At 46.6% G+C, this 26307-nt stretch carries 21 protein-coding genes; 11 read left to right on the top strand and 10 right to left on the bottom strand.

Going from position 1 to position 26307, the window contains the following annotated elements:
• Positions 1-43: 43 nt before the first annotated feature.
• Positions 44-1139 (bottom strand): peptide chain release factor 2 gene (prfB, locus tag ABV409_RS07645; protein WP_353876988.1). Its coding sequence is split into 2 segments (ribosomal slippage): positions 44-1075 and positions 1077-1139, totalling 1095 coding nucleotides; the frame shifts between segments, so codons are not numbered across the junction.
• A gap of 83 nt (positions 1140-1222) precedes the next feature.
• On the opposite strand from prfB, the gene ABV409_RS07650 reads away from it, so the two are divergent.
• A complete protein-coding gene (locus ABV409_RS07650) occupies positions 1223-3637 on the top strand; it encodes a zinc-dependent metalloprotease (protein WP_353876989.1) in 2415 nt (804 codons plus the stop codon).
• A gap of 3 nt (positions 3638-3640) precedes the next feature.
• On the top strand, positions 3641-4666 hold the full coding sequence (locus ABV409_RS07655) for a threonine aldolase family protein (RefSeq protein ID WP_353876990.1): 1026 nt from the start codon (positions 3641-3643) through the stop codon (positions 4664-4666).
• Here ABV409_RS07655 and ABV409_RS07660 read toward each other — a convergent pair.
• Together ABV409_RS07660 and ABV409_RS07665 are read right to left on the bottom strand one after the other, a co-directional pair.
• A complete protein-coding gene (locus ABV409_RS07660) occupies positions 4663-4977 on the bottom strand; it encodes a YegP family protein (protein WP_353876991.1) in 315 nt (104 codons plus the stop codon). The genes ABV409_RS07655 and ABV409_RS07660 overlap by 4 nt on opposite strands.
• A gap of 47 nt (positions 4978-5024) precedes the next feature.
• On the bottom strand, positions 5025-5351 hold the full coding sequence (locus tag ABV409_RS07665; protein WP_353876992.1) for a YbaB/EbfC family nucleoid-associated protein: 327 nt from the start codon (positions 5349-5351) through the stop codon (positions 5025-5027).
• A 101-nt stretch (positions 5352-5452) separates the two neighbouring features.
• On the opposite strand from ABV409_RS07665, the gene ABV409_RS07670 reads away from it, so the two are divergent.
• The 3 genes from ABV409_RS07670 (at position 5453) to capB (ending at position 10010) form a co-directional block, all read left to right on the top strand.
• Positions 5453-7522: a S9 family peptidase gene (locus ABV409_RS07670; RefSeq protein WP_353876993.1), complete on the top strand. Its 2070-nt coding sequence runs from the start codon at positions 5453-5455 to the stop codon at positions 7520-7522.
• Between the two features lie 67 nt (positions 7523-7589).
• On the top strand, positions 7590-8630 hold the full coding sequence (capA, locus tag ABV409_RS07675; RefSeq protein WP_353876994.1) for a cysteate synthase: 1041 nt from the start codon (positions 7590-7592) through the stop codon (positions 8628-8630).
• A gap of 120 nt (positions 8631-8750) precedes the next feature.
• Positions 8751-10010, top strand: a complete 1260-nt coding sequence (capB, locus tag ABV409_RS07680; RefSeq protein ID WP_353876995.1) for a cysteate-C-fatty acyltransferase — start codon at positions 8751-8753, stop codon at positions 10008-10010.
• A 22-nt stretch (positions 10011-10032) separates the two neighbouring features.
• On the opposite strand, the gene ABV409_RS07685 is transcribed toward capB, so the two are convergent.
• The 3 genes from ABV409_RS07685 to ABV409_RS07695 are packed head-to-tail and all read right to left on the bottom strand — an operon-like array spanning position 10033 to position 12760.
• Positions 10033-10578: a DUF4442 domain-containing protein gene (locus ABV409_RS07685; protein WP_353876996.1), complete on the bottom strand. Its 546-nt coding sequence runs from the start codon at positions 10576-10578 to the stop codon at positions 10033-10035.
• A gap of 1 nt (position 10579) precedes the next feature.
• Positions 10580-11701: a GTP cyclohydrolase gene (locus ABV409_RS07690; protein ID WP_353876997.1), complete on the bottom strand. Its 1122-nt coding sequence runs from the start codon at positions 11699-11701 to the stop codon at positions 10580-10582.
• Between the two features lie 60 nt (positions 11702-11761).
• Positions 11762-12760, bottom strand: coding sequence for a transporter (locus tag ABV409_RS07695; RefSeq protein WP_353876998.1), 999 nt, complete (start codon positions 12758-12760; stop codon positions 11762-11764).
• Positions 12761-12812: 52 nt separating this feature from the next.
• Here ABV409_RS07695 and ABV409_RS07700 point away from each other — a divergent pair, with 52 nt between their 5' ends.
• From ABV409_RS07700 to ABV409_RS07715, 4 genes are read left to right on the top strand one after another with little or no spacing between them, the layout of a single operon-like run.
• Positions 12813-13073, top strand: coding sequence for a DUF4834 family protein (locus tag ABV409_RS07700; RefSeq protein WP_353876999.1), 261 nt, complete (start codon positions 12813-12815; stop codon positions 13071-13073).
• 25 nt (positions 13074-13098) lie between these two features.
• On the top strand, positions 13099-15540 hold the full coding sequence (locus tag ABV409_RS07705; RefSeq protein ID WP_353877000.1) for a YfhO family protein: 2442 nt from the start codon (positions 13099-13101) through the stop codon (positions 15538-15540).
• A complete protein-coding gene (locus tag ABV409_RS07710; protein WP_353877001.1) occupies positions 15540-16823 on the top strand; it encodes a glycosyltransferase family protein in 1284 nt (427 codons plus the stop codon). The genes ABV409_RS07705 and ABV409_RS07710 overlap by 1 nt, the downstream gene beginning before the upstream one ends.
• On the top strand, positions 16808-18271 hold the full coding sequence (locus ABV409_RS07715) for a lipopolysaccharide biosynthesis protein (RefSeq protein ID WP_353877002.1): 1464 nt from the start codon (positions 16808-16810) through the stop codon (positions 18269-18271). Before ABV409_RS07710 ends, ABV409_RS07715 begins: the two co-directional genes overlap by 16 nt.
• 44 nt (positions 18272-18315) lie before the next feature.
• Here ABV409_RS07715 and ABV409_RS07720 read toward each other — a convergent pair whose 3' ends face one another.
• On the bottom strand, positions 18316-19467 hold the full coding sequence (locus ABV409_RS07720) for a hypothetical protein (RefSeq protein WP_353877003.1): 1152 nt from the start codon (positions 19465-19467) through the stop codon (positions 18316-18318).
• A gap of 301 nt (positions 19468-19768) precedes the next feature.
• Positions 19769-22546, bottom strand: a complete 2778-nt coding sequence (gene uvrA, locus ABV409_RS07725; protein ID WP_353877004.1) for an excinuclease ABC subunit UvrA — start codon at positions 22544-22546, stop codon at positions 19769-19771.
• A gap of 245 nt (positions 22547-22791) precedes the next feature.
• Here uvrA and ABV409_RS07730 point away from each other — a divergent pair, with 245 nt between their 5' ends.
• On the top strand, positions 22792-23373 hold the full coding sequence (locus tag ABV409_RS07730; RefSeq protein WP_353877005.1) for an RNA polymerase sigma factor: 582 nt from the start codon (positions 22792-22794) through the stop codon (positions 23371-23373).
• Between the two features lie 247 nt (positions 23374-23620).
• On the opposite strand, the gene ABV409_RS07735 is transcribed toward ABV409_RS07730, so the two are convergent.
• Positions 23621-24283 (bottom strand): endonuclease III domain-containing protein, encoded by a 663-nt coding sequence (locus tag ABV409_RS07735; RefSeq protein ID WP_353877006.1) that lies wholly within the window; start codon positions 24281-24283, stop codon positions 23621-23623.
• Positions 24284-24330: 47 nt separating this feature from the next.
• Between ABV409_RS07735 and bcp the strand changes: the two genes are divergently transcribed.
• Positions 24331-24786: a thioredoxin-dependent thiol peroxidase gene (gene bcp, locus ABV409_RS07740; protein WP_353877007.1), complete on the top strand. Its 456-nt coding sequence runs from the start codon at positions 24331-24333 to the stop codon at positions 24784-24786.
• 32 nt (positions 24787-24818) lie between these two features.
• Here bcp and ABV409_RS07745 read toward each other — a convergent pair whose 3' ends face one another.
• Positions 24819-26294 (bottom strand): TonB-dependent receptor, encoded by a 1476-nt coding sequence (locus tag ABV409_RS07745; protein WP_353877008.1) that lies wholly within the window; start codon positions 26292-26294, stop codon positions 24819-24821.
• Positions 26295-26307: the final 13 nt, after the last annotated feature.

Here is a 26307-nt window from a genome sequence, read left to right on the forward strand (position 1 = left end):
AATGGATTCTGCTGATTCGGGAATTAGGATTCCCTTAACGAATTCAGCTTTCTCTTTGCCCCATCATCATTAAATAAGCCTTCAAAAAGGCACTGATATCCCCATCCATCACCGCATCTACGTTGCCGGTTTCATGGGTGGTTCGTACGTCTTTCACCAATTTATACGGATGCATGACATAGTTCCGGATCTGAGAGCCCCATTCGATCTTCATTTTGGAGGCTTCGATTTCTTGTCGGGCTTCTTGCCGCTTTCGCAATTCGATTTCGTACAGCTGCGATTTGAGCATGCGCATGGCCGTCGCCCTGTTGTCATGTTGTGAGCGGGAATCGGAACAGGAAATCTGTATTCCTGTGGGTTTATGGACCAACTGCACCTTGGTCTCCACCTTGTTGACATTTTGACCTCCGGCTCCGCTTGAACGGGCCGTGGTGATTTCGATATCGGAAGGGTTTACCTCGATTTCAATACTATCGTCGACCAAAGGATATACATAGACCGAGGCAAAGGAGGTATGCCGCTTGGCGTTACTATCGAAGGGGGAAATGCGTACAAGGCGGTGCACACCGTTCTCACCCTTCAACCAACCAAAGGCATATTCACCCTCAATTTCAAGGGTCACCGTTTTGATCCCGGCTACATCACCTTCTTGATAGTTGAGTTCCTTGACCTTGTAGCCGTTCTTTTCACTCCACATCATGTACATCCGCATGAGCATTGAAGCCCAATCACAACTTTCGGTACCCCCGGCACCTGCCGTAATCTGTAATACCGCGGTCAATTCATCACCTTCTTCTGAAAGCATGTTCCTGAATTCAAGGTTTTCAATACTTTCAAGCGCTTGGGAGTGCTTTTCCGTAACCTCCTCATCGGTCACTTCACCGGCTTCATGGAATTCGAGTAACACCTCCAAATCATTGGCATGGGTAGTAGCTGCGTTGAACTCCTCAACCCATTTCTTCTTCGATTTGATCGTCTGCATTTGTTTTTGGGCTTCTTGGGGGTTGTCCCAGAACCCTGGAGCGAGTGTTTTTTCTTCCTCGTTCTCTATTTCGATGAGTTTGGCATCAATGTCAAAGATACCTCCTTAACGCACCAAGGCGCTCGATAAGATCTTTCTGCTGATCTGTAGTTACCATTCCGTTTAGATTTCAGGCAAAAATAAACTTTCACTATGGTTGGACAACCAAATTTATATATTTTTAAAATCAATTCATTTTCTATGAGACCAACCGCTGTGATAAGCCTGTTTTTGCTGTTTTTAGGGGGGACGACATCCGCCCAAAATTTTGAGATGACCAAAGATTTCCAAAAGTTCGATGGCTATTTCAATTTTTACTATGACGATGCGAGTGATAAGATTTATTTACAGGTCGATGAGCTCGAAAAGGAGTTTTTATATGTGTATTCATTAAGCAGTGGGATCGGTAGCAACGATATCGGCCTGGATCGTGGTCAGTTGGGTAATGAACAAGTGGTTTTCTTTAAAAAGGCGGGGACCAAATTACTATTAGTGCAGCCCAATATGCGTTTCCGTGCGCTGACAGACAATGCTTTGGAACGGCAATCGGTCGAACAGGCCTTTGCGAAGTCGGTCTTACACGGATTTAAGATCGCCGAAGAATCAAAGGGCAGTTACTTGATCGATTTCACCGACTTTTTAATGCGTGATGCCCATGGGGTTTCCGCGCGATTAAGGCGGGCCGACCAAGGGTCGTATAGTTTGGACAAATCGAAGAGTGCCTTGGCCTTCGAGCGTACCAAAGCCTTTCCTAAGAACGTAGAGTTCGATTTGACCTTGACTTTTAAAGGGGATGCCAAAGGGGGATACATCCGATCGGTGACCCCGAACCCGAACTTGGTAACGGTAGCCCAACACCATTCCTTAGTAGAATTACCGGATGACGGCTATCAAAAAAGACAGTTCGATCCACGATGTGGCTCGTACCCTTTTACCTATTATGATTATGCAACACCGGTTCAAGAACCGATATTGAAGCGGTTCGTTAGAAGGCATCGTCTCGAAAAGAAAAATCCGGAGGCAGCGGTCAGTGAGGCTGTTGAACCGATCATCTATTATTTGGACAACGGTACGCCCGAACCCGTCCGTTCCGCACTATTGGAAGGGGGTAAATGGTGGAACCAAGCTTTTGAGGCCATTGGTTTCAAAGACGCCTACCAAGTGAAGATATTGCCCGATGATGCCGACCCATTGGATGTACGTTATAATGTCATCCAATGGGTACATCGTTCGACGCGCGGATGGAGCTATGGCAGCAGTGTCACCGATCCGCGAACCGGTGAGATCATCAAAGGCCATGTAAGCCTTGGCAGTTTGCGTATCCGACAAGATTTCTTGATCGCCCAAGCTTTGATGGACAAACCCTTCGCCGAACGGGATGATAATTACCAGCCCATGCTTGAATTGGCTTTGGCCAGGATCCGACAATTGTCGGCTCATGAAATCGGCCATACGCTCGGTTTTGCCCACAATTTTGCGGCCAGTACCAACAATAGGGCCTCCGTCATGGATTATCCCCACCCACAGTTCACCATGAACGGTGGGATAATCGACTTTTCGAAGGCTTATGATACCGGGATCGGTGAGTGGGACAAGGTTACGGTGGCCTATTCGTATTCGGATTTCCCTAAAGGTACCGATGAGACCCAAGCGCTAAATGCCATTCTATCCGAAGCCCAGTCGAAAGGCCTGCGTTACCTTTCAGATCAAGATGCCCGACCCCTAGGTGGAGCCCATGCGCTTGCCCACCTTTGGGACAATGGGACAAGTGCCAGTCAAGAGTTGGACGATATCCTTAAAATCAGGGAAAAAGCCATCGCGAATTTCTCTATTGACAATATTAGAAAAGGGGAACCGAACTCGGTACTGGAAGATGTGTTCGTTCCTTTGTACTTCCTGCACCGCTACCAGACCGAGGCCGTCGCCAAGATCGTCGGGGGGCTGGATTATAATTATACGGTAAAAGGCGATGGTCAGCTTACCGTAAAAGTCGTGAACCGGGCTACGCAGGAAAACGCCTTAAAGGCCTTGTTGAAAACGATTTCACCGAAAACCTTGGCCATACCGCAAGAGAAACTAGCGCTTTTCCCACCCAGGAGTATCGGGTATAACAGGACCCGCGAATCGTTCAAAGGGAAGACCGGGGTCGCTTTCGATCCATTCGGGGCGGTTGAGACCGCCAGCGAGACCAGCTTGTCGTTGTTGTTCCACCCCGAGCGAGCAAATCGTTTGATTCAGCAAAAAGCCTTGGATGATGACCAATTGAGCCTAAAGGAAGTTATTGAGACCGTGTTCGACAGTACCCTAAAAGCAAAACGTCAAAAGGGATACCTCGGTGAATTACAGAAAACCATCAATTGGCAGGTCTTGCAAGAATTGATGTATTTGGCGAGCAATAAAAATAGCATGCCCCAAGTGACGGAGACCATCCTTTTTGAAATGATGCGGCTAAAAACCTACTTGGGAGAGGGATCAAGGGTCACCGACCCCAACGCCATCCTGATGCGCAAAGAAGTAGAAGGCTTTATAGGAAATCCAAGGGGTTACAAAAAGAAAATGACGGCGCCGAAGATTCCCGATGGATCGCCCATTGGCATGGCCTGTTCAGAAAATTGACCCATGGAAATCAATTTGATCAGTGATACGGTTACCCGGCCAGGGCGGGGTATGCTTGAAGCCATGATGACCGCACAGGTCGGTGACGACGTCTTTAAGAATGATCCCACGGTCAATGCACTGGAAGCCAAAGTGGCCGAAATGTTCGGCAAAGAAGCGGCCTTGTTCTTTCCGAGCGGGAGTATGACCAATCAAACGGCGATAAAACTACATACCAACCCGGGTGAACAGTTGATTTGTGACAAGTATGCCCACGTATACAACTATGAAGGGGGAGGGGCGAGTTTCAATAGTGGGGTTTCGTGCAAACTGGTCGATGGCCATCGCGGCATGATGACGGCCGACCAAGTCGAAGCGGCCATCAACCCCCCGGATTTTTACCACAGTCCCCTGACCAGTCTTGTTTGTATCGAAAATACCACGAATAAAGGTGGAGGGGCGTGCTGGGATTTTGCGGAATTGCGAAAAATCAAGGCAGTCTGCGAAACGCATGGTTTGGCCTATCATTTGGATGGGGCCCGCCTATGGAACGCCTTGGTAGCCAAGAAGGAAACCCCTAAGCAGTATGGGCTTCTTTTCGATTCGATAAGCGTTTGTTTGAGCAAAGGGTTGGGTTGCCCCGTCGGTTCCGTTCTGGTGGGAAGTGCGCAGCTGATCCATGAAGCCATTCGGGTCAGGAAAATACTGGGTGGCGGTATGCGGCAAGCCGGCTTTCTTGCGGCAGCCGGTATCTATGCCCTGGATCATCATATCGAACGTTTGGCCGATGACCATAACAAAGCACAAGAATTGGGCGTGGTATTGCAAGGCTTGGAGTGCATCAAAAAAGTCGAACCTATTGAAACCAACATTATCATCTTTGAGTTGGATGAATCCAAAGTGCCCACCGAGGTTTTTTTGGAATCATTGGCGACAAAAGGGATTTCGATCATAGGTATGGGCCAAGGCAAACTGCGTATCGTCACGCATTTGGATTACACCGACGCCATGCACGGTATCGTTCTGGATACTTTACGCGAAATGGCTTAAGAAGTGTGCGTCAAATGCCGGGTCAGGTTTTTGATGCCGTTTTCCATACCCGCTTCCGAATCGTAGGTGGCACTGTACCCGATAACTTTACCTGTGTTGTTCTTTAACGCAAACTGGAACTTGCCTTGGTAATCCGTTTTTCGTTCGAAGAAGTTTTTTTCCTTCATATTCGCGCGGATGTCCGCTACCGTAGCCTGTATCGCTTCTTGGGTTGGGAAGTGGGCACCGTTTAATAGCACGGCCCCCGAGTCCAATTTAATACGAAAACCAAAGGCTTTGTCTTGGGTCTGAAAAATTTCCAATGTGTTCATAGCTTATTAAAGCTACGAAGAATACCGCAGTATTGAAAACCGGTGGCTTATTTGAATAAAGAATCCATGCCTGGTATGTTGGGCATCCCTTCTTTTGCCACCGCCGCCAATTCGGCTTCACTGACCGCACTTGCCTTGGTAATCGCCTTGTTGAGCGTCACCACCAAAAGGTCCTCAAGCGCTTCCGGATCCTCAAAGAGCGAAGGGTCAATGGTCAGTGATTTCACCTCCCGACTTGCTGTCAGGGTCACCTTGACCAGGCCATCGGCCCCAACTTCATCCAACAAAATAGTATGCAATCGCGCTTTGGTGGCCTCCACCTTTTTTTGGGTTTCCTTGAGTTTACCCATCATTCCCATTAGATCTCCGAACATGATTTGAAGTTTTGAAGGAACAAAATTACGAATTGGCCGAATAGCATTCTACAATCCCCACTAATTGATTTCTGACTATTTTTGCCATCGTTTTATACGATATGGACAAGAAAACCAAAGCCGATAAGGAACCGATTGCCAATAGAAAACCCGAGCGGCTGTCATTCCATGGGGATGACCGGATGGACGATTACTATTGGTTGAACGAACGGGAGAATCCTGAGGTCATCGACTACTTGAACGAAGAAAATGCATACTATCGGGCGAGAACCGCGCACACCATGCCTTTTCAGCAAGATCTTTTTGATGAAATGAAATCCAGGATCAAGGAAGATGACAGTTCGGTACCCTATTTAAAGAATGGATTCTATTATATCACACGCTACGAACAGGGTAAGGAGTATCCGATCCATTCCCGAAAACCCGGACACTTGGAGGCCAGTGAAGAAATCTTGTTCGATTGCAATACCCTGGCCAAAGGGCACGATTACTTTCGCCTATCGGGCATTGCGATCAGTCCTGATAATCGCATGGCGGCCTTTGGCGTCGATACCGTGTCGCGCCGTCAGTATACCATACAGATCAAGAACTTGGACAATGGAACGATTTTCGAGGACAAGATCACCGATACGACCGGGAGTTCCACTTGGGCCGATGACAATCGCAGTCTATTTTATGTTAAAAAAGACCCGGTTACCTTGAGGGCCGATAAAGTATACAAGCATCGGTTGGGAACCCCTGAAAGCGAAGATGAATTGGTATATCATGAAACGGACACCGCCTACAGCGTCTTTGTATATCGATGTAAATCAAGAAAGTACATCGTTATAGGTTCGGTGAGTACATTGACTTCAGAATATCGATTTTTACCCGCCGACACCCCGGATGGTGACTTTAAGGTGTTTGCACCACGACAACGTGGCGTGGAATATTCGATTTACCATTATGGCACCCATTTCTACGTCTTGACCAACAAAGACGGGGCGACGAATTTTAAGTTGATGCAGGTAGAAGAAGGGGATACCGCTGCTCGTGGTTGGAAAGAGTTCATTCCACATCGGGAGACCGTATTGCTGGAGGATATCGATATTTTCAAAGATTACTATGTCTTGACCGAACGTCATCAAGGACTCAATACCTTACGGATAGTCCGATGGGACGGATCACAGGATTATTATATGCCATTTGATAGTGAGACCTACGTGGCAGGGCCAACGACCAATTTGGAATTCGACACCACCAAGTTCCGCTATTACTATAACGCCATGACCGCCCCATTCGCGATCATCGAATATGATCTGGATTCAAGAACCCATGAAATCTTGAAGGAACAAGAGGTGCTTGGCGGCCAATTCGACAAGGATAATTACCGTTCAAAGCGACTTTGGGCTACTGCCGACGATGGGGTAAAAGTACCCATATCCATCGTCTATCATAAGGATACGGAACACCATGGGAACAGCCCTTTACTACTGTATGCCTATGGTTCGTATGGATCGACCATAGACCCCTATTTTTCTTCCGTTCGATTAAGTCTTTTAGATCGCGGCTTTTCTTTCGCTATCGCCCATGTGCGGGGAGGGGAGTATCTTGGTAGGTCATGGTATGACGATGGTAAGCTGTTGACGAAAAGGAACACCTTTACCGATTTCATTGCCTGTTCGGAATACTTGGTCGCGGAGGGGGTTGCCGATGCGAAGCGTTTGTATGCCATGGGGGGATCTGCCGGTGGACTATTGATCGGCGCGGTAGTCAATATGCGCCCCGAATTATATCATGGTGCCATTGCGGCGGTGCCTTTCGTTGATGTGGTCACGACCATGCTCGACGATAGCATTCCCTTGACGACGGGAGAATATGATGAATGGGGCAATCCGAACGAAAAAACCTATTATGAATACATGAAATCGTATTCGCCCTACGACAATGTGAAAGCGCAAGACTACCCGAATATGTATGTATCTACAGGTTTGCATGACTCGCAAGTCCAATATTGGGAGCCGGCCAAATGGGTTGCCAAGCTACGCCGGTTCAAGACCGACACCAATGCCCTCTATCTTGATACCAATATGGAGGCAGGCCATGGAGGGGCCTCGGGACGATTCGAAGCATTGAAGGAAACCGCCAAGGAATACGCCTTTTTACTGGATTTGGCCGGAAAAGGGCAGTAAAATTAAAAATGCTATTTTTGCAGCTGTGAATCAGAGGATTCCTTTGATACCAAGACCTGACTTAACTATGGAAAACAATGTCAATGCGCATGACAGTATTTTGGAACTCGTTGGCAACACCCCGCTTGTCAAACTGAACAAAATCGCTGCCACGCTTTCCGGAAATTTCTATGCGAAATTGGAGGCCTTCAATCCAGGGCATTCGGCCAAGGATCGGATTGCCGTACACATCATCGAAGAAGCCGAACGTAAGGGGCTTTTGAATGCCGACAGTACCATCATTGAAACCACCTCGGGCAATACGGGTTTTAGTTTGGCCATGGCCAGTATGGTGAAGGGCTACCGTTGTATTTTGGCGGTAAGTTCAAAATCTTCACCCGATAAGATCGATATGCTCCGGGCCATGGGGGCTGAAGTTTACGTTTGTCCGGCCCATGTCAGTGCCGAAGACCCCCGATCGTATTACGAGGTTGCCAAAAGACTACATTCCGAAACACCGGGTTCGATTTATATCAACCAGTATTTCAATGAATTGAATATAGAGGCCCATTACAGGACCACCGGGCCGGAAATTTGGAAACAGACCAACGGTCGCATTACCCATTTAGTGGCATGCAGCGGCACCGGAGGTACCATTTCAGGGACCGCCCGATTTTTGAAGGAGCAGAACCCCGATATCAAGGTATTGGGAGTTGATGCCTATGGTTCGGTGTTGAAGAAATACCACGAAACCGGCGAGTTCGATCAAGAGGAAATCTACCCCTACCGTATTGAAGGTTTGGGTAAAAACCTGATTCCTAAAGCCACCGATTTCAATACCATCGATCGCTATATTAAGGTGACCGATGCCGAGAGTGCCCATATGGCCCGTAAATTGGCACATTCTGAAGGAATGTTCGTGGGGTATACCAGTGGGGCGGCCATGCAGGCGGTGATGCAATACCAGACCGAAGGGGAATTCGATAAGCACAGTGAGGTCGTGGTGATCTTCCCAGATCATGGGTCTCGGTACATGAGCAAAGTCTATAGCAACGAATGGATGGAAAACCAAGGTTTTTTCAACGAATCCAATGCCGCTGAACTCAAGAAGATCGAATACGTCAAATAAGCATTGGCGCTAAGATAGGTTAAGAACGATGTCCGTTGGGCATCGTTTTTTGTTGGGTAAGGTAGCATTGCACGGTTCGCAAAATTCCATATTTTTGCAGTTCAAACAATTTAAGGGTAGATGAGAGATTTATTTGATCGGATTATTGAGAATAAAGGGCCTTTGGGCAAATGGGCATCCCAAGCTGAAGGTTATTTCGTATTTCCGAAGTTGGAAGGACCGATATCCAATCGTATGAAGTTTCGCGGAAAGGAAGTCATTACGTGGAGTATCAATGATTATTTAGGATTGGCAAACCTTCCAGAAATCAAAAAAGTCGATTCCGAAGCTGCATTGGAGCATGGTTCGGCCTATCCTATGGGAGCCCGGATGATGAGTGGTCATACCGAATACCATGAGCAGTTGGAGAACGAATTGGCCGCTTTTGTCAATAAGGAAGCCTCTTACCTGTTGAATTTCGGGTATCAGGGGTTCATGTCGGTCATCGATGCCTTGGTGTCCAAAGACGATATCATCGTGTATGATGTCGATTGCCATGCTTGTATCATCGATGGGGTACGCTTGCATGTGGGCAAACGGTTCACGTTCAAGCACAATGATGTCGAAAGCTTGGAGAAAAACCTCGAGCGCGCCACCAAAATGGCCCAAGAGACCGGAGGCGGTATCTTGGTCATTTCGGAAGGGGTCTTCGGGATGCGCGGCGAACAAGGAAAGTTGAAGGAAATCGTCGCCTTGAAGGAGCGTTATAATTTCCGTCTTTTGGTCGATGATGCCCACGGTTTCGGAACCTTAGGGAAGACTGGGGCTGGAGCAGGCGAGGAGCAAGGGGTTCAAAACGATATCGATGTCTATTTGGCCACTTTCGCCAAGTCTATGGCCGGGATCGGAGCCTTCGTTGCCGCAGATCAAGAAATCATCGATTATCTTAAATACAACCTGCGTTCACAGATGTTCGCCAAATCCTTGCCCATGATCTTTGTAAAAGGGGCTTTGAAGCGTTTGGACATGTTGCGCACCATGCCCCAACTTAAAGCCAAGCTTTGGGAAAATGTAGATGCCTTGCAGAATGGATTGAAGGAACGTGGCTTTGATATCGGAACCACACAAAGTTGTGTGACCCCGGTGTATTTGAACGGTAGTATCCCTGAAGCCATGGCCTTGGTAAAAGACCTACGCGAAAACTACGGTATCTTCTGTTCGATTGTCGTGTATCCGGTGATTCCTAAAGGATTGATTTTACTGCGATTGATTCCGACGGCAACACATACCTTGGAGGATGTTGCGGAAACCTTGGATGCTTTCTCGGCGATTCGCGATCGTCTACAAAACGGAACCTATAAAAGGCTATCGGCTGCGGTTGCCGCTGCTATGGGCGAATAAGGAACGTCTTAGTGTAGCTCACTTATTGCGTTGCCTTATTGGCGTTCTCCCGCTTTTTCTTTCGTTTTGCTTTGAAAAACGCTTTATCGGCGATATAAATCGTTTTGTGCACTTCGCAAAATACCGTTTCGAACGATCGGTCTTGAAGCCGGGTGATCTTGACAATATCGATTTCCTTTTCCTTCGCGACCCGTTGCTTGATCACATCAAGTTCTTCTTCGGTAACCGTAAATCGGGCATACAAGTCGGTCTTTGCAGGACGTTTGAAGAAAATCTGGGCCGATTTGTCCCAAACGACATAGTCTTTTCCCAATAAATTCATCAGTTGTACCATGGGTATGGGGTCTACGGCTGAAAACATGCTTCCACCGAAAATTGAATTCACATAGTTCCGGTTCTTATAAGAAATGGGAAGCTTGATGTCGATTTGCTTGAGATCTTTGGAAACAGCGCGAATTTTGGCCGTACTTCGGCGGTACATGGGCGACCAATTGAAACCGTGTTTGAACAAGGTGGCCTTTCCGATGAATTTTGATCCGATTTCGGTGAATCGTTGATAGAATGACATGTTAAACCAAGTTTTTGCGGTAGGTGCGGCGCTTTTTATGGGTCCAGGGTTTGAAGTGTTTCCACATTTGGAAAATCGCCGTATTCTCTTCCAATTCCGGTGTGCGTATGCAATTCACTATCCCTTTGGCCGTAAAGGTATTGTGGTATTCATTGAAAATTATGGCGGTAACCCCTTTGTTCTGATACTCCGGGTGGATGCCGATCAAATAAAAGGTAACGTCCTTACTATGTTTTCGCGCTTGTAGCAAGTGATAAAAGCCGAATGGGAACAACCTCCCTTTCGCCTTCTGGAGTGCTTTCGCGAATGAGGGCATGACTATGGCAAAAGCGACCAATTTGTCGTTGCTGTCGATTACGAATTTGATATATTCCGGATTGATGAAGCCGATATACTTCTTTTTGAAATAGGCCTTTTGCGTCTCATTGATCTTGACGAAAGACGAAAGTTTGGCATAACTCTCATTGAAAAGATCGAACATTCGATCGACCCAAGGCATGATGTCCTTGCTGTTGGTGAAATTGAGCTCGCGAAGACCGTAGCGTTTCTTGATCAAGAAATTCGCCTTTTCGAAACTCTCTTTTTTGGCATTGGAAAAAAGGAACTTGTTCTCCAAATAGCCTTTTTCCTTTACCATTCCGAAAGATTCGTAATGCTTGATATAATACGGATGGTTGTACCAGGTGATCATAGTTCCCAGATGGTCGAAACCCTCGGTCATCACCCCGACCTTATCTAGATTGGAAAAGCCTACCGGCCCTTCCATATACTCCAATTGATGGCGCTTTCCGACTTCGGCGACCTGTTCTAGCAGGGCTTTGGATACTTCGAGATCGTCGATGAAGTCGAACCAACCGAAGCGCATTTTCTTTAATCCTTGATCCTTTACTTCGGCCCAATTGACTATCGCGGCCACCCTGCCGACAACGACACCGTTTTTATAGGCCAAGAAAAACCCCGCTTCAGCGGTTTCGAATGCTGGGTTCCTCTTTCGATCGAAGGTTTCCAGTTCTTCTTTGATAATAGGGGGTACCCAATAGGGCGAATCCTTATAGATTGAAAAGGGAAATTTGACGAATGCTTTGAAATCAGCCTTTGAGGAAACTTCTTTGATGGTGACCATGCCCTGTAATTAGAGCCTCAATATTAAGAATTTCTAGGGCGAATCGGGTGTTTGTTCCCGCTAAAAATCGATGGTGGAATCCTTTTTCTTTTTCTTCCTTTTTTTCTTTTTCATGCTTTTACGGGAAATCTTGGTCTGTGGTTTTTCCTCGTTGATGGGAATCAGCTGGTCTTTGTGAAAATCCAATCGATACGACAAGCCCGTAGTGACGAACATGCGCGACGGGGTGTTTTTAAAGCTTCCGCCCAAACTGATATCAGCTTGGAAATTAGGACTGAACAGATGGGCGATCCCACCACGTATGAGCGCATCGGAATAACGATCACTGTCGATTCCCTGGTGCTCTCCGAAAACACTCCATTTCGGATTGCGAAAAGCATGCGAAACGGAAATGATATAGCTAAGTTCAGGAAAATCGGTGCTAATCCGGTCGTAAGCGATATTCGTGATCAACACCCATCTTGGGGTCAAACGGCTTTGGGTAGCGATCATGGCCCGATACGAAATGGTGGCATCTTCAGGGTAAAATGGATTATCTCCTAAGTTGAACGTGGCCCCACCGTATAGGGAAACGGCTGGTAATAGGTTCTTGAACCTAAATTTATGGTTGGCCCGCCAGCTGTATAAATTGGGTTTGTTCGCTTCCGGATTTTTGAAGGGGTCGTACACTAGGTATTTCAGACCCAATCGGTTTCTTGAAAAATCGGTTCGTGTCTCTTCGCGACCGAAATTGTTGAAGGTCAGGTTTTGATTGATAAAGGTACCCTCGTAATTGATCTCAAGGTTTTCCAGCAACAAACCGTAGCGCAGTGATAGATCCGCTCCCAATATGTTCGATTCGTTATTGAAATCGGTATGGTCACGTTGCTCATACAGTACCCCGAATTCGGCCTGCACCACATTGCGTCCCACGGCGTAGGCACTGACAGACTGCCCAGGACGGTTCGAATTGATCACATCGGTATATTGGGCTTGACCCATACCGGTCAGGGCTAAAAACAAGAGAAACGATAGTTTTTTGGGAGCCATCACTGATTTTAATACTATTTTATGATACATTTTATCGGTTTGCAGGACTTACGATGTAATTTTAGATCAATAGTAAAAGTGTATGGTTTTATTACAAACGATTTTAGTACTCATAATCGTATACTACGGCTTGAAATTCCTTTTGAAGTGGTTGGCTCCCCGCTTGCTGGTGTATGCCGTGAAGAAGACCAATGACCGTTTCGGCAGGCAATTCGATACGCGACAAGCTCATCAAGATACGACCTACCAAGAAGGGGAAACCACGCTGCATACAAGGCCCGATAAGAAACGACCCAGTTCAAAAAATGTGGGAGAATACATAGATTTTGAAGAAATTGACTGATCTTTAGGCATTCAAAACCTAGTTCATGAAGTTTTCTGCCAAAGCATTCTTCACCCATATTCCGGTACTTCTTGTTTTCGCGATCATCTCTTTGGTGTATTTCTATCCTGTGTTACAGGGGCGTGCCCTGTACCAATCCGATATTGCCCTTTACAAAGGCATGGCCAAAGAACGCAATGATTACAAGGCGAATACGGGTATCGAATCGTATTGGACGAACAGTGCTTTCGCGGGCATGCCCACCTACCAATTAGGAGCGAACTACCCTCATGACTATGTCAAGAAACTCGACCGTCTCATACGTTTCTTGCCGAGACCTGCCGACTACTTGTTTTTATACTTTATCGGCTTTTATATTTTGATGCTTTGTATGAAAGTCGATTTTCGTCTGGCCGCTTTGGGGGCATTGGCTTTCGGGTTTTCTACCTATCTCATCATCATCTTAGGGGTGGGGCATAACGCCAAGGCCCATGCTTTGGGATACCTGCCTATGGTGCTTGGTGGTATCGTTTTGACGTTTCGAAAAAAGTACCTCTGGGGTTTTATCTTGACTGCTGTGGCTATGGCGTTGGAAATCAGTGCCAACCACTATCAGATGACCTATTACTTCATGCTTTTGGTGCTGCTATTGGGGCTGGTACAGTTGATTTATGCCATCAAGGACAAAGCGCTCAAACATTTTTTCACCACCGTGGGCATTTTGGTGTTGGCCGTACTCTTGGGTATCGCGACAAATGCCACTGGGCTCATGGCCACCAAGGAATATGCCGATTGGAGTACGCGTGGTACTTCCGAATTGACCATAAACAGTGATGGCAGTCCGAAAGAAGCGAAAAGTGGATTGGATCGTGACTACATTACCTATTATAGTTATGGAGTCACCGAATCATTGAACCTCTTCGTACCGCGTCTGTTCGGTGGATCGGGGAAGGAAGAACTTGGCCGTGACTCCAAAGTATACGAATACTTGACCGATCAGGGGGTCTCGCCCACCCAAGCCCTTGAGATTTCAGGCCTATACCTTTATTGGGGGCCACATCCGATGTCGGGCCCGGCAGCGCCGGCCTATGTGGGGGCGTTGATCATCTTCTTATTCATATTGTCGTTGTTCGTGGTCAAAGGAAAAAAGAAATGGTGGCTCTTGGGAGGGGTGTTGTTATCACTGATGCTTTCTTGGGGAAAGTATTTTCCGGCACTGACCGATTTTATGATCGATTATTTCCCCTTATATAATAAATTCAGGGCCGTTTCGTCCATTCAAGTCATCCTTGAACTGTGTATCCCCATCTTGGCCATCTTGGGATTAAAGGAAGTGTTCAAGAAATCGGACCGACCCTCCGCAATCCTCAACGCTTTGAAGTGGAGTACCTTGATTACTTTAGGTCTTGGGGTGGCTATTTTCATCGGTAAGGCCTTCTTTGATTTTGAGGGATCCAATGATGCGCGTTTCCAACAGTATTTTGGGGAGTCTTTGGTCGAGATCCTGCGCAGTGACCGTGAAGCGGTATATGTCAACGATACCCTACGCAGTTTGCTATTCGTAACCCTCGGTGCAGCGGTACTGTTTATCTATCTTAAGGGCGGTCTGAAAAAGAACTTTGCCATCGGGGCCTTGGCCATCGTCTTGCTTTTTGATTTGGTCGGGGTAGACCGCAGGTATGTCAATGCCGAGGATTTCGTTCGTAGAAGAGCGGTCGAACAGCCTTTTCAAGCTAGCGCCATGGACCAACAGATCCTCCAAGATAAAGCGGTGTTCAGGGTATTCGATCCTTCGGAAGGATTGAACGGATCCCGCACCAGTTATTTCCATAAATCCATAGGCGGGTATCACGCCGCCAAACCCGCAAAATTGCAAGATTTGGTAGAATTCCATCTGTATAGGAACAATCTCGAGGTCTTGAATATGTTGAATGTCAAATACGTCATTCAACAGGATGAGGAGGGAAGGAGTTTTCCCGGACTGAACGACGGCGCGAATGGCAATGCCTGGTTCGTCTCTAGGATCAAGGCAGTCGAAAGTTCCGATGCGGCGATCAAGGCCTTGGACAGTATCGATAGCAAATCGGAAGCCATTGTCGATGTACGCAAGTATCCTACCTTGACAAAACGGTATTACGAGGTCGATTCAACGGCCAGCATCCAAGTTTTGGACCATCGACCGAATACGATCCGCTATCGTACCGAGAATACGAACGAAGGCTTTGTAGTGTTTTCGGAAATGCATTATCCCAAAGGATGGCAGGCTTTTGTTGATGGTGCACCTGTCAAACATTATGTGGTGAACTATGCCTTGAGGGGTATGCCCCTTGCTGCGGGCCAACATGAGGTCGAATTCCGTTTCGAACCCGAAGTAGTGCGAACCGGAAGCACCATTGCACTGGCTAGTAATCTCTTACTTGGCTTGGTAGTTCTGGGCGGCTTGTTTGTTGGATTTCGGGGCACCAAACCCAAAAAAAAGAAGGACTGATGCAAAAGGTGTTGGTAATCACCTACTATTGGCCTCCTGCCGGTGGTCCTGGTGTCCAGCGCTGGCTGAATTTCATCAAATACCTTCCTGAGAACGGTTACGAACCCTTGGTTTATGTGCCTGAAAAGGCAGACTATCCTATCGTTGATGAAAGCTTGAAGACCGAGATACCCAAGGTGCGTGTCCTTAGCCACCCCATATTCGAACCTTATCGCATCGCTGGATGGTTGTCAAAAAAAAAGACCAAACGAATCAGTTCCGGTCTCATTTTCGAGTCCGGCAAACAAAGCCTGATCGAACGCCTACTGCTATGGGTCCGGGGCAATTTCTTCATACCCGATGCCCGCAAGTTTTGGGTGAAACCTTCCATAGCCTTTCTCGGCGACCTCATCGAAAAGGAAGCCATCGAAAAGATCATCACTACAGGGCCACCGCATAGCGTGCATTTGATCGGATTGGGGTTAAAACAACAACATCAAGTGGAATGGACCGCTGATTTTAGAGATCCATGGACCACCATTGGTTACCATAAGCGCTTGAAATTGGGAAAGCGGGCCCAAAAACGTCACCTGCAGTTGGAATCGTCCGTTTTAGGGCAGGCCGATAAACTGATCGTGACCAGCAACCATACCAAACGACAGTTCGAAAAATTAACGGACAGGCCCATCGAGGTCATTACCAATGGCTATGAAGGGGAAAGGCCTACAGTCGCCTTGGACCGAAAATTCACCCTTTCGCACATCGGTTCGTTGTTGACCGGCCGAAATCCGGAAGCCTTATGGATCGCCTTGAAGGAATTGATGTCCGAAGTCCCGGAATTCAAAGAACACCTAAGCATACAGCTTGTCGGCGTTGTTAGTCCACGTGTTTCGGAATCCCTTGCCTCGCATGGTTTGGAAGCCTTCACCACGCATAAGGGTTATATTACCCATGAAGCGGTTTTGCAAGTCCAAGCCGCTTCACAGGTTTTGTTGTTGTTGGAAATCGATTCCATGGACACCGTGGGCATCCTTCCCGGAAAGCTCTTTGAATATTTCAACGCCAAAAGGCCGATTTTGGCCATAGGACCCACAGCTTGGGAAGCTGCTGAACTTATCGAATCCACCCAAAGTGGGAAATTCTTCACCCACGGGGAGAAGAAGGAGCTAAAAGTCTTACTTTTAGATTGGTTCGAACGCTATCAGGAAAATAGGCTGTTCGTTGCAAGTTCGAACGTTGATGCCTACAGTAGGTCGCGATTGACCAAGGCCCTAGCCAACTATTTGACATGGGAATCGTCTTAAAACAATCACTTCGAAATACCGCAATAACCTATATTGGGTTCGGGATCGGGGCTATTAATATCCTGTTTCTATATACAAAGATCCTACCAGATGCCTATTTCGGTTTGGTCACCTTCATCTTGGCGACCGGTGCGATCCTGATGCCCTTAATGGCCTTTGGAGTGCACAATACCCTGGTCAAATTTTACGCCGTCCAGGCCGATTCCGATAAAAACGGTTTCCTCACCTTGATGTTGTTGCTGCCCTTGGGCGGCATCCTTCCCATAGCCTTATCGGTACTCTTGTTCCAAGACCCTTTGGGTGCTTGGTTATCACAAAAGAATACCTTGGTTAAGGAGTATGTATGGTATGTGTTCCTTGTCGGAATGGCCATGGCTTATTTTGAAGTGTTCTATGCATGGAGTAAGGTCCATTTGAAATCCGTTTTCGGGAATTTCATGAAAGAAGTCTTCGCCCGACTCTGTGTCATGCTATTGCTGGTTTCCGTTTATTTCGAGCTGATCGGTATTCCGATTTTCCTTAAAAGCCTGGTGGGGGTGTACCTACTGCGTACCGTTGCCATGCAGGTTTATGCCTATCGGATCCGCCCACGAAAATTGGATTTTCGTTTCCCGGCGAATACCAAAGCGATCATCGCCTATAGTGTCCTCATCATTTTGGGGGGATCGGCAGCCCTGGTACTCTTAGAAATCGATAAGGTCATGATCAACCAGTTCGTCAGTATCGAAAACGTCGCCTATTATGGGGTTGCCGTTTACATTGCAACGGTCATTATCGTGCCGGCCCGGGCCATGCACCAGATTACTTACCCGTTGACTTCCGAATTGTTGGCCAAAAGTGACTTTTTTGAATTGGACAGCTTGTATAAGAAAACATCATTGACCTTGTTCATAGCCTCAGGGCTTTTGTTTTTGCTGATCATACTCAATATCGAGGATTTGTTCTTGCTTTTGCCAGAGAATTACCGGAATGGATATGGTATCGTTTTTTTGATCGGCCTGGCCAAAGTATTTGATTCGCTTATGGGCAATGCCAATGCGATCTTATACAATTCGAAGTATTATAAGACCATATTGGGTTTTGGGGTGGGGTTGGCCCTACTGACCATAATGCTCAATCTCTTGTTGATTCCGCGATTGGGGATCGATGGGGCGGCATTGGCCAGTTTTATCGCGATTGGGCTTTTCAATTTGGTCAAGATGACCTTTATCAAACTGAAGTTCGGCTTCTTACCTTTCAGTAGGGGGACGACCAAGATTTTGGCAACTTTGGCACTATTGGGATTCCTGTTCAGCGCCTTTCATTTTCCTTTCCATCCGATGCTTAATATCGTTTTGAAATCAGCGGTGCTGTGTGTGATGTATGTTGGGATTTTGTACCGCTTCGAAATCTCTGAAGACGTGTCTGGGTTTTTGGCGCGCTTCCTTAAAAGAAGAACCCCGCAATAGGATGGAATCCTACTACGGGGTCAAACAACTAACCAACCTAAAAACTAACTTTTGTTTCTCGTGCTTCGCGATCTGCTGGTGGCTGAACCACTTCGCTTGGTCGAAGAACTTCTACTAACGGCCCTTCGCTGGGTATTCGATCGCTTTTGCGCTTGAGGCGTTCTTTTATTGGAACTCCTGTTCGAGACCACACTTCTTTTTTGTGGCTTTTTATATGTCGTACTCGTCCGGGTCACGGTCCGCCTTTCTGGCGTTCGCTTTACTTCCCGTTTCGTCACCGTCGTGCTTCGCGGCGTACGCGTTACGGTACGCTGGCTTACTGAATTCGAACGGTTATTTCGCGTATTGACTTCTGCACTTCGACGTACATCACTTCGACGTACATTGCTATTCCTGTTCGCCGTACGCTCAGCGTTCCTTCGTACATTATTCGAACTGCGGGTGGCCCTTCGCTCGGTAACGGCACGATCCGTTCTGCTGAAATCGTTCCTTCTTCCTCGGTTTTCGCGAACCGCGACCCGACGGTCGTTTCTATAGATGTTGGCCCTTCTAGGACTCCTGTTATAGCGATACGCCCTTCCGACTTGGGCATAGGCCCTTCTCGTATTCAATCGGTACGGTCTGTAATAGGTATAGCGTACCGGGTTGTAAAACCTACGGTAAGGGGTGTTCCATACCGTACAGAATCCTACGGCCGGTCTTGCGAACCATCTGTGGAAAGGACGGTATACATAACCTCGGTTATAGATGTTGATGAATCCGGTATAATGACTGAATACACCACCGTTCCAATACACGTTCAACCCCCCAAGACGTCTGACCCGTCCGTTGCGATACCAAATATCGATTCCTCCGATCTGGGAGACACGTCCATAGTAATCATAGAAAATAGGAACGTTCTCGACTTGGATCACCGCACCGTAATCGTCATATTGGACGAATGGGTTGTAATCGAAACCGGAATTGAAGGTAATCCCAACATTTCCGATCCTTCCTCCGACACCTACATTGACACGATTGTCGATGTAAAAATCAAACTCGCCATCGGGGTATACTGAAAACGTGATTCCGTTTTCATTGAAGATAAATGAGTTGCCATAGCGATACATGCTAACGGCAACACTTTCTGCCGTTGCAGCTTTCGTACCCGAAACTCCGAACACCAACGCTGCTACTAAGAGTACTAACTTTTTCATACTGTTCATTTTTAAGTTCAAGGAGCAACTATTTACATCCCGACCAATACAAAACAAACAGCGTGCCAAAAATCGCACACACTATTTAAAGTGTTGTAAGTTAGCTATTTACACTTCATTTTTGTCGTATTTCAATGATATCCTTCCAACAGCAATCGATACGGCCATCCCTAACAATACATCGTGATATGGAAGATCGGGTCATGTCTTGATGTGGAAAAAGAGGCTACACAAAAGCGGGGGGTATCAAGCTGTTTTGGGAATCGCCAACGATTAAAAAGCGGTCGGTGCACTATCAGTGTCAAAGTTTTTCTTTGAGGTACTGCGCCGTAAATGACGCCTTACTTTGCACGACTTCTTCAGGGGTACCCTCAGCCAAGACCATGCCTCCGTTTTTACCTCCTTCAGGACCGAGATCGATGACATGGTCGGCACATTTGATCAGTTCGATATTGTGCTCGATGACGACGATCGAATGTCTTTTTTCAAGAAGGGCATCGAAGGATTTCAACAATTTCTTGATATCATGGAAATGGAGGCCGGTGGTGGGTTCGTCAAAAATAAACAAGGCTTTTTCCTTGGTTTGTCCTTTGACCAAGAAAGAAGCCAGTTTGATGCGCTGAGCCTCACCTCCTGAAAGTGTTGACGAACTTTGTCCTAAAGTGACATAGCCCAAGCCTACATCTTGTAAGGGCTGCAATTTGGCTACGATTTTCTGTTGACCATGCGATGAAAAGTGTGCGATGGCCTCATCAACGGTCAAGTTCAAGATGTCGTTGATGTTCTTGCCTTCGAACCGAACCTCGAGAACTTCCTTTTTAAAGCGCTTGCCGTTGCAAACATCGCAAATCAAATGTACGTCGGCCATGAATTGCATTTCAACGGTGATCATTCCCTCACCCTTGCATTTCTCGCATCGGCCGCCGTCTACATTGAATGAAAAGTGTTTGGCTTGATATCCACGAAGTTTGCTTAGTTTCTGGGCTGCGAATAAAGCCCTAATATCGTCATAGGCCTTGATATAGGTAACCGGATTAGATCTTGAAGAACGCCCAATGGGATTTTGATCGACGAATTCGACACTTTTTATCGAAGCGAATTTTCCATCGATTTCGGTGAATTGACCTGCTTTCTCCCCGTAGCCCCCGATTTGTTTCAGGAGGGCGGGGTAGAGGATCTTTTTGACCAAGGTACTTTTTCCACTGCCCGATACCCCGGTGACCACGGTCAGCATATTGAGGGGGAAAGTAACATCGATATCCTTAAGGTTGTTTTCGCGTGCCCCTTTGATTTGGATATAGTTCTTTGATTCCCTTCGTTTTTTAGGCACTGTGATTTCTAAGGAACCGTTCAGGTAATTGGCGGTTAGTGAGTCCGATTCCAAGATTTGATCTAAATTACCCGTAGCGACCACTTCGCCTCCGAGGGTACCGGCTTCTGGGCCGATATCGATCACCTCGTCTGCCGCTTTCATGATGTCTTCGTCATGTTCTACAACGATCACGGTATTGCCTAGGTTGCGCAACGATTGGAGTACTTCGATTAAATTTTCGGTGTCTTTGGGATGCAGACCGATACTCGGTTCATCCAAAATGTACATCGAACCCACCAAACTACTGCCGAGTGAGGTTGCCAGATTGATCCGTTGGCTCTCACCACCAGATAGTGAATTCGACTTTCGGTTGAGCGTCAAGTAATTTAAACCGACCTTGCTCAAGAAATCAAGTCGCGTCGTGATTTCTTTCAAAAGCCGACCCGCGATCTTGGCATCATGATCCGACAGTTGCAGTTGGTCGAAAAAGCCGATCAATTCGTTAATGGGCAATTCGATCAAATCGGTAATGGCCTTGCCCGCTACCTTAACATAGGTCGCTTCTTCCCTAAGGCGTTTCCCTTTGCAGGCCGAACATTTGGTCTTGCCGCGATAACGCGATAACATGACCCGGTTTTGGATTTTATAACTTTTCTCTTCAAGTTGGGTGAAAAAATCATGGAGCCCCGTAAAATGTTCGTTTCCATCCCAAACCAATTGCCGCTGGGCTTCGGTCAATTGATACCAAGGCTTATGGATCGGAAAGTCGAAGGTATAGGCCGCATTGACCAACTGGTCACGATACCATGACATGCTTTCGCCCCGCCACGGAAAGATGGCGTTCTCGTATACCGATAAGGCGGTGTTCGGAACCACAAGGTCCTCATCGATACCGATAACGTCACCATATCCCTCGCATTTCGGGCAAGCCCCGTACGGATTGTTAAAACTGAATAGATGGACGTTCGGTTCCAGGAATTTCATTCCGTCCAACTCAAAACGATTACTGAAGCGGCGCTGTTCGCCGCTGTTAAGCTCCTCAATGATACAGCTCCCTTTTCCTTCGAAAAAGGCATTATCGACGGCATTGCCCAGTCGGTTGTAGAAATCCTCATCCGATTTCACAACGATACGGTCAACGACCAATTCAAAGGTCTTGCCAATGGTTTCCGGTACTTGGTCGATACGCATCACCTGACCGTCATATTTGACCCTAGCGTAGCCTTGTTTTGAAAAAAGCCCTAAAGTCTTCAAGGTATCGCGATCTTCCGCGACCGTTACAGGTGCCAAAAGTAAGAGCTTGGTCTGCAAGGCAAAGTCCTTGACATGGGCAACCACATCCGAAACCGTATGTTTTTTGACCTGTTGGCCCGAAATAGGTGAAAAAGTCTTACCTATCCGCGCATACAATAACTTAAGGTAGTCATATACTTCGGTCGTAGTGCCTACGGTGGATCGCGGATTGGTCGAATTTACTTTTTGCTCAATGGCAATGGCCGGGGCGATACCTTTAATATAATCTACTTTGGGTTTGTCGAGCTTTCCCAAAAACTGTCGGGCGTAAGAAGAAAGGCTTTCAACATAGCGCCGTTGGCCTTCGGCATATAAGGTGTCAAAGGCGAGACTTGACTTTCCCGAACCCGATAAACCGGTGATTACGACCAGTTTGTTTCTCGGAATGACCACGTCAATATTCTTCAAATTGTGCAGTTTGGCACCCTTTATGATGATATTGGCCTTGGGATCTACATCTTTTATTAATGTCATTCGTCGAAAAAATTTGGGCAAAGATACGATTCAAGCACGTTAATGTCTAAATTGCGGGGGTTGACATCTAAAATGCCGTAGATCACAACAATGTTTTTTCGTCGGCAACCCGATTCTCTATATTTGAGTCGTAATTAAAACCTGATAGGCCTATACAGCAATAATTACTTTTTACAGTTAAACTAATAACTCTGATGCCTTTCGCATGCGAAAGGTAGCTGGTAATAACCAAAAAAGTAATTTGTATGGAACTGCAAATCGACGACTCTGTATTAGTCAAGAACTACCTTGGCGGAGAAGAAAAAGCCCTCGAGGTTCTCATCAACCGACACAACCAACGCATCTCAAGCTTTATTTATTCCAAAGTATTGGATAAGGATATCACTGAAGATATCTTTCAAGACACCTTTATCAAGGTTATAAAAACACTAAAAAGAGGTTCCTACAGTGAAGAAGGCAAGTTCTTGCCTTGGGTCATGCGAATCGCGCACAACCTCATTATCGACCATTTCAGGAAGAACAAGAGAATGCCGAAATTCGAAGGTAGCGACGATTTCAACATCTTTTCGGTAATCAAAGACGATAAACTGAACGCGGAAAAGCAACTGATCAAAGACCAGATCGATAGTGATTTGACCTTGTTGATCGATGAATTGCCCGATGATCAGAAAGAAGTGCTGATGATGCGTATCTATCGCGACATGAGTTTTAAGGAAATTTCCGAAAACACCGGGGTTAGCATCAATACCGCTTTAGGTAGGATGCGCTATGCATTGATCAATCTCAGAAAGATCGTAGAACGCAATAATATCGTTTTAACGAATTAATCTGCATCTGGTCGAACGGCGCAATATTTCCATTTTACTGGCGTTATTTATCTGAAACATTAATGCTAGAATATGGAAGAAATTTACTCTGAAGAACAAAAAATCTGTAAAATCACCAAGGCGAGTCCTGAAACGATTCGATTTTTAATGGGATTTTCGAAAGCACTCGAAGTGAGTGACTACAAAAACATGAAATTTGAAACGATTTTGAATTAAGAAAGTCGTCAGCACAACAAAAAAAACCGCTTTAAGCGGTTTTTTTGTTTTTATGATAGTGCTGGATCACCGATTTCCTTCCGACGGTACGCGTGATGACATCGTTTTCGAGTTTCCATCCCCGAGCAGGGGAATATTCGCGACCATACCAGATAATCTGTAGGTGTAATCTATTCCATAACTCCTTAGGAAACAGTCTTTTGGCGTCTTTCTCGGTTTGAACCACATTCTTTCCATTTGAAAAACCCCAACGATACATCAAGCGATGGATGTGGGTGTCGACCGGAAACGCGGGGATGCCGAATGCCTGCGAAACCACCACACTTGCCGTTTTATGGCCCACTGCCGGAAGTTCTTCCAATAGGGCCATTTCTTTTGGGACCTCTCCCTCGTATTTATCGATCAGAATCCGTGATAACCCATGGATGCCTTTGGATTTCATCGGTGAGAGTCCGACAGGCTTGATGATCTCACGGATTTCTTCAACGGTCATTTTGACCATATCAAAAGGATTATCAGCCTTTGCGAAGAGCAGCGGGGTGATTTGGTTGACCCGCACATCGGTACTTTGGGCCGATAGCAGGACGGCAATGAGCAAGGTATAGGGATCTTTGTGGTCTAAAGGGATCGGTATCGTGGGATAAAGGCGATCAAGTGTTTCAATTGTGAAGGCTATCTTCTCTTGTTTCGTCATTTTTGTTTAATTTTATATCAAAATATTTAAACAAAATAAATACTGATATGAACACCTTGAAAGTAGGGGATAAAGTACCTGAATTTTCTGCAAATGACCAAGATGGCAATACAATTAACTTGAGTGATTATGCAGGTAAGAAATTGATCGTTTTCTTTTACCCGCGGGCGAACACCCCGGGATGTACGGCGGAGGCCTGCAATCTACGCGATAACTATGCCGCACTGCAAGATGCGGGGTATTCCCTTTTGGGGGTCAGTGAGGATTCGGAGAAAAAACAGGCGAACTTCCGGAACAAATACGAATTCCCTTATCCGCTATTGGCCGATGAAGACCATAAGGTCATTGATGCCTTTGGGGTATGGGGACCAAAAAAATTCATGGGGAAGGAGTATGACGGTTTGCACCGGACCACTTTCATTATCGATGGCAGCGGAATCGTAGAACGCGTTATTGCCAAGGTAAAGACCAAAGATCACGCCGCACAGATACTGGAATCATAACAATGGAAAAGCCCGCTTGCAGCGGGCTTTTTTTAATCTTCGACTTCTTCTTCAATCGCCTCTTCCTCAGCGGTTTCTTTACGTATGAAGAGGTTTTTCTTTTTGATGATATCCGCGATACCTTCCGGGAGCATATCTTCCCAGCCCCCTTCACCATTGGTAATGCGCTTCAATACTTCCCTTGAGAAAATGTGCATGATATCAGGATCGTAATCGATGATATCCATCACCTTTCCGTTGTATTTGAAGAACTTGTAGAGTTCCTTCATCCGTGGATGCACCTTGACGTTATTACTGGTCATGATCTGGCCGGTCGCCGGGTCTTTCATCGGGTAGAGGTAAACCTTTAGATCTTTGAAGAACAATTTTCCGAAGGCTTCCAAAATACCTCCACTAAGGTGTCGGTAGTATTTCTCATCGAACACGTCGATCATGTTGTTGACCCCCATGGTCAAACCGATTTTCGCTTTGGTGTAATTGTTGAAATACTCCACCAATTTATAGTATTCCTGAAACTTGGATATGAGCACCATATGCCCCAAACTACTAAGGAGTTCGGCACGATCCATAAAGTCTTGCTCATCGATTTCACCTGAAGCGCGTAAGTTCGATAAGGTGATTTCGAAAATGACGATGGTGTTGTCGTAATCGACGGTTTGCTCCCGTATGAAAATATCGTAGGATTTCTGGAACATATCCATATTCACCTTGGTCACAGGACGAAAGCTGCCCCGCAAAGCCATGATGTTCTTTTTGTAGAGCACCGAAGCCGGAAGCAGGTTGTTGCCATCTGGCCCGAACATTACCGCATCGGTCATGTCGTTTCGTATCAGCTGCAAACTCATCAAACGGTTATCGACATCCTTGAAGCTTGGCCCTAAAAAGCTGACCATGTCGATTTCGACCGTATCCTTATCGATATGGTCGTAGAGGTATTTCAACAGCTTCTTGGGTTTATCGTGTTTGAAAAACGCCCCGTAAATCAGATTGACCCCGAGGATCCCCAAGGTCTCTTGTTGTAACCGTGCCTCGTTCTGTTTGAATCGGATATGTAGGATGATTTCGTCGTATTCCTTTTGTTTCGGATCGAGTTGAAACCGCAGTCCGACCCAGCCATGACCTTTATATCGTTTCGAAAAATCGATGGTAGCCACCGTATTGGCATAGGAAAAGAACAAATAGTTTGGATTGCTTTCGCGATCGATACGCTCTTCGACCAACCGCATTTCATGCTTGAGCATGGTACGCAATCTGGCCTGGGTCACATAGCGACCGTCTTCCTCAACGCCGTAAATCGCATCACTAAAGGCTTTGTCATACGCACTCATCGCCTTGGCGATGGTTCCTGAGGCACCACCAGCACGGAAAAAGTGCCGGGCGGTTTCTTGTCCGGCCCCGATTTCGGCAAAGGTTCCATAGATGTCCGGATTGAGATTGATCCGCAAGGTTTTCGCCTTGATGGAGGGTATATTTTCGAAACCGTTGTTGTTCGAGTTCGTATCGGCCATGCCCAGTCTTATT

This window comes from Flagellimonas algarum (assembly GCF_040513375.1).
In the GTDB taxonomy this organism is placed as follows: domain Bacteria; phylum Bacteroidota; class Bacteroidia; order Flavobacteriales; family Flavobacteriaceae; genus Flagellimonas_B; species Flagellimonas_B algarum.

Excerpts from the sequence above, each read along its gene's own strand:
- ABV409_RS07660 (WP_353876991.1), bottom strand. The coding sequence starts at position 4,977 with ATGAACACATTGGAAATTTTTCAGACCCAAGACAAAGCCTTTGGTTTT.
- capB (WP_353876995.1), top strand. The coding sequence starts at position 8,751 with ATGAGAGATTTATTTGATCGGATTATTGAGAATAAAGGGCCTTTGGGC.
- uvrA (WP_353877004.1), bottom strand. The coding sequence starts at position 22,546 with ATGACATTAATAAAAGATGTAGATCCCAAGGCCAATATCATCATAAAG.
- ABV409_RS07730 (WP_353877005.1), top strand. The coding sequence starts at position 22,792 with ATGGAACTGCAAATCGACGACTCTGTATTAGTCAAGAACTACCTTGGC.
- ABV409_RS07700 (WP_353876999.1), top strand. The coding sequence starts at position 12,813 with ATGGTTTTATTACAAACGATTTTAGTACTCATAATCGTATACTACGGC.
- ABV409_RS07650 (WP_353876989.1), top strand. The coding sequence starts at position 1,223 with ATGAGACCAACCGCTGTGATAAGCCTGTTTTTGCTGTTTTTAGGGGGG.
- capA (WP_353876994.1), top strand. The coding sequence starts at position 7,590 with ATGGAAAACAATGTCAATGCGCATGACAGTATTTTGGAACTCGTTGGC.
- ABV409_RS07695 (WP_353876998.1), bottom strand. The coding sequence starts at position 12,760 with ATGTATCATAAAATAGTATTAAAATCAGTGATGGCTCCCAAAAAACTA.
- ABV409_RS07655 (WP_353876990.1), top strand. The coding sequence starts at position 3,641 with ATGGAAATCAATTTGATCAGTGATACGGTTACCCGGCCAGGGCGGGGT.
- ABV409_RS07745 (WP_353877008.1), bottom strand. The coding sequence starts at position 26,294 with ATGGCCGATACGAACTCGAACAACAACGGTTTCGAAAATATACCCTCC.
- ABV409_RS07670 (WP_353876993.1), top strand. The coding sequence starts at position 5,453 with ATGGACAAGAAAACCAAAGCCGATAAGGAACCGATTGCCAATAGAAAA.
- bcp (WP_353877007.1), top strand. The coding sequence starts at position 24,331 with ATGAACACCTTGAAAGTAGGGGATAAAGTACCTGAATTTTCTGCAAAT.
- ABV409_RS07735 (WP_353877006.1), bottom strand. The coding sequence starts at position 24,283 with ATGACGAAACAAGAGAAGATAGCCTTCACAATTGAAACACTTGATCGC.
- ABV409_RS07720 (WP_353877003.1), bottom strand. The coding sequence starts at position 19,467 with ATGAAAAAGTTAGTACTCTTAGTAGCAGCGTTGGTGTTCGGAGTTTCG.
- ABV409_RS07665 (WP_353876992.1), bottom strand. The coding sequence starts at position 5,351 with ATGTTCGGAGATCTAATGGGAATGATGGGTAAACTCAAGGAAACCCAA.
- ABV409_RS07705 (WP_353877000.1), top strand. The coding sequence starts at position 13,099 with ATGAAGTTTTCTGCCAAAGCATTCTTCACCCATATTCCGGTACTTCTT.
- ABV409_RS07690 (WP_353876997.1), bottom strand. The coding sequence starts at position 11,701 with ATGGTCACCATCAAAGAAGTTTCCTCAAAGGCTGATTTCAAAGCATTC.
- ABV409_RS07685 (WP_353876996.1), bottom strand. The coding sequence starts at position 10,578 with ATGTCATTCTATCAACGATTCACCGAAATCGGATCAAAATTCATCGGA.
- ABV409_RS07710 (WP_353877001.1), top strand. The coding sequence starts at position 15,540 with ATGCAAAAGGTGTTGGTAATCACCTACTATTGGCCTCCTGCCGGTGGT.
- ABV409_RS07715 (WP_353877002.1), top strand. The coding sequence starts at position 16,808 with ATGGGAATCGTCTTAAAACAATCACTTCGAAATACCGCAATAACCTAT.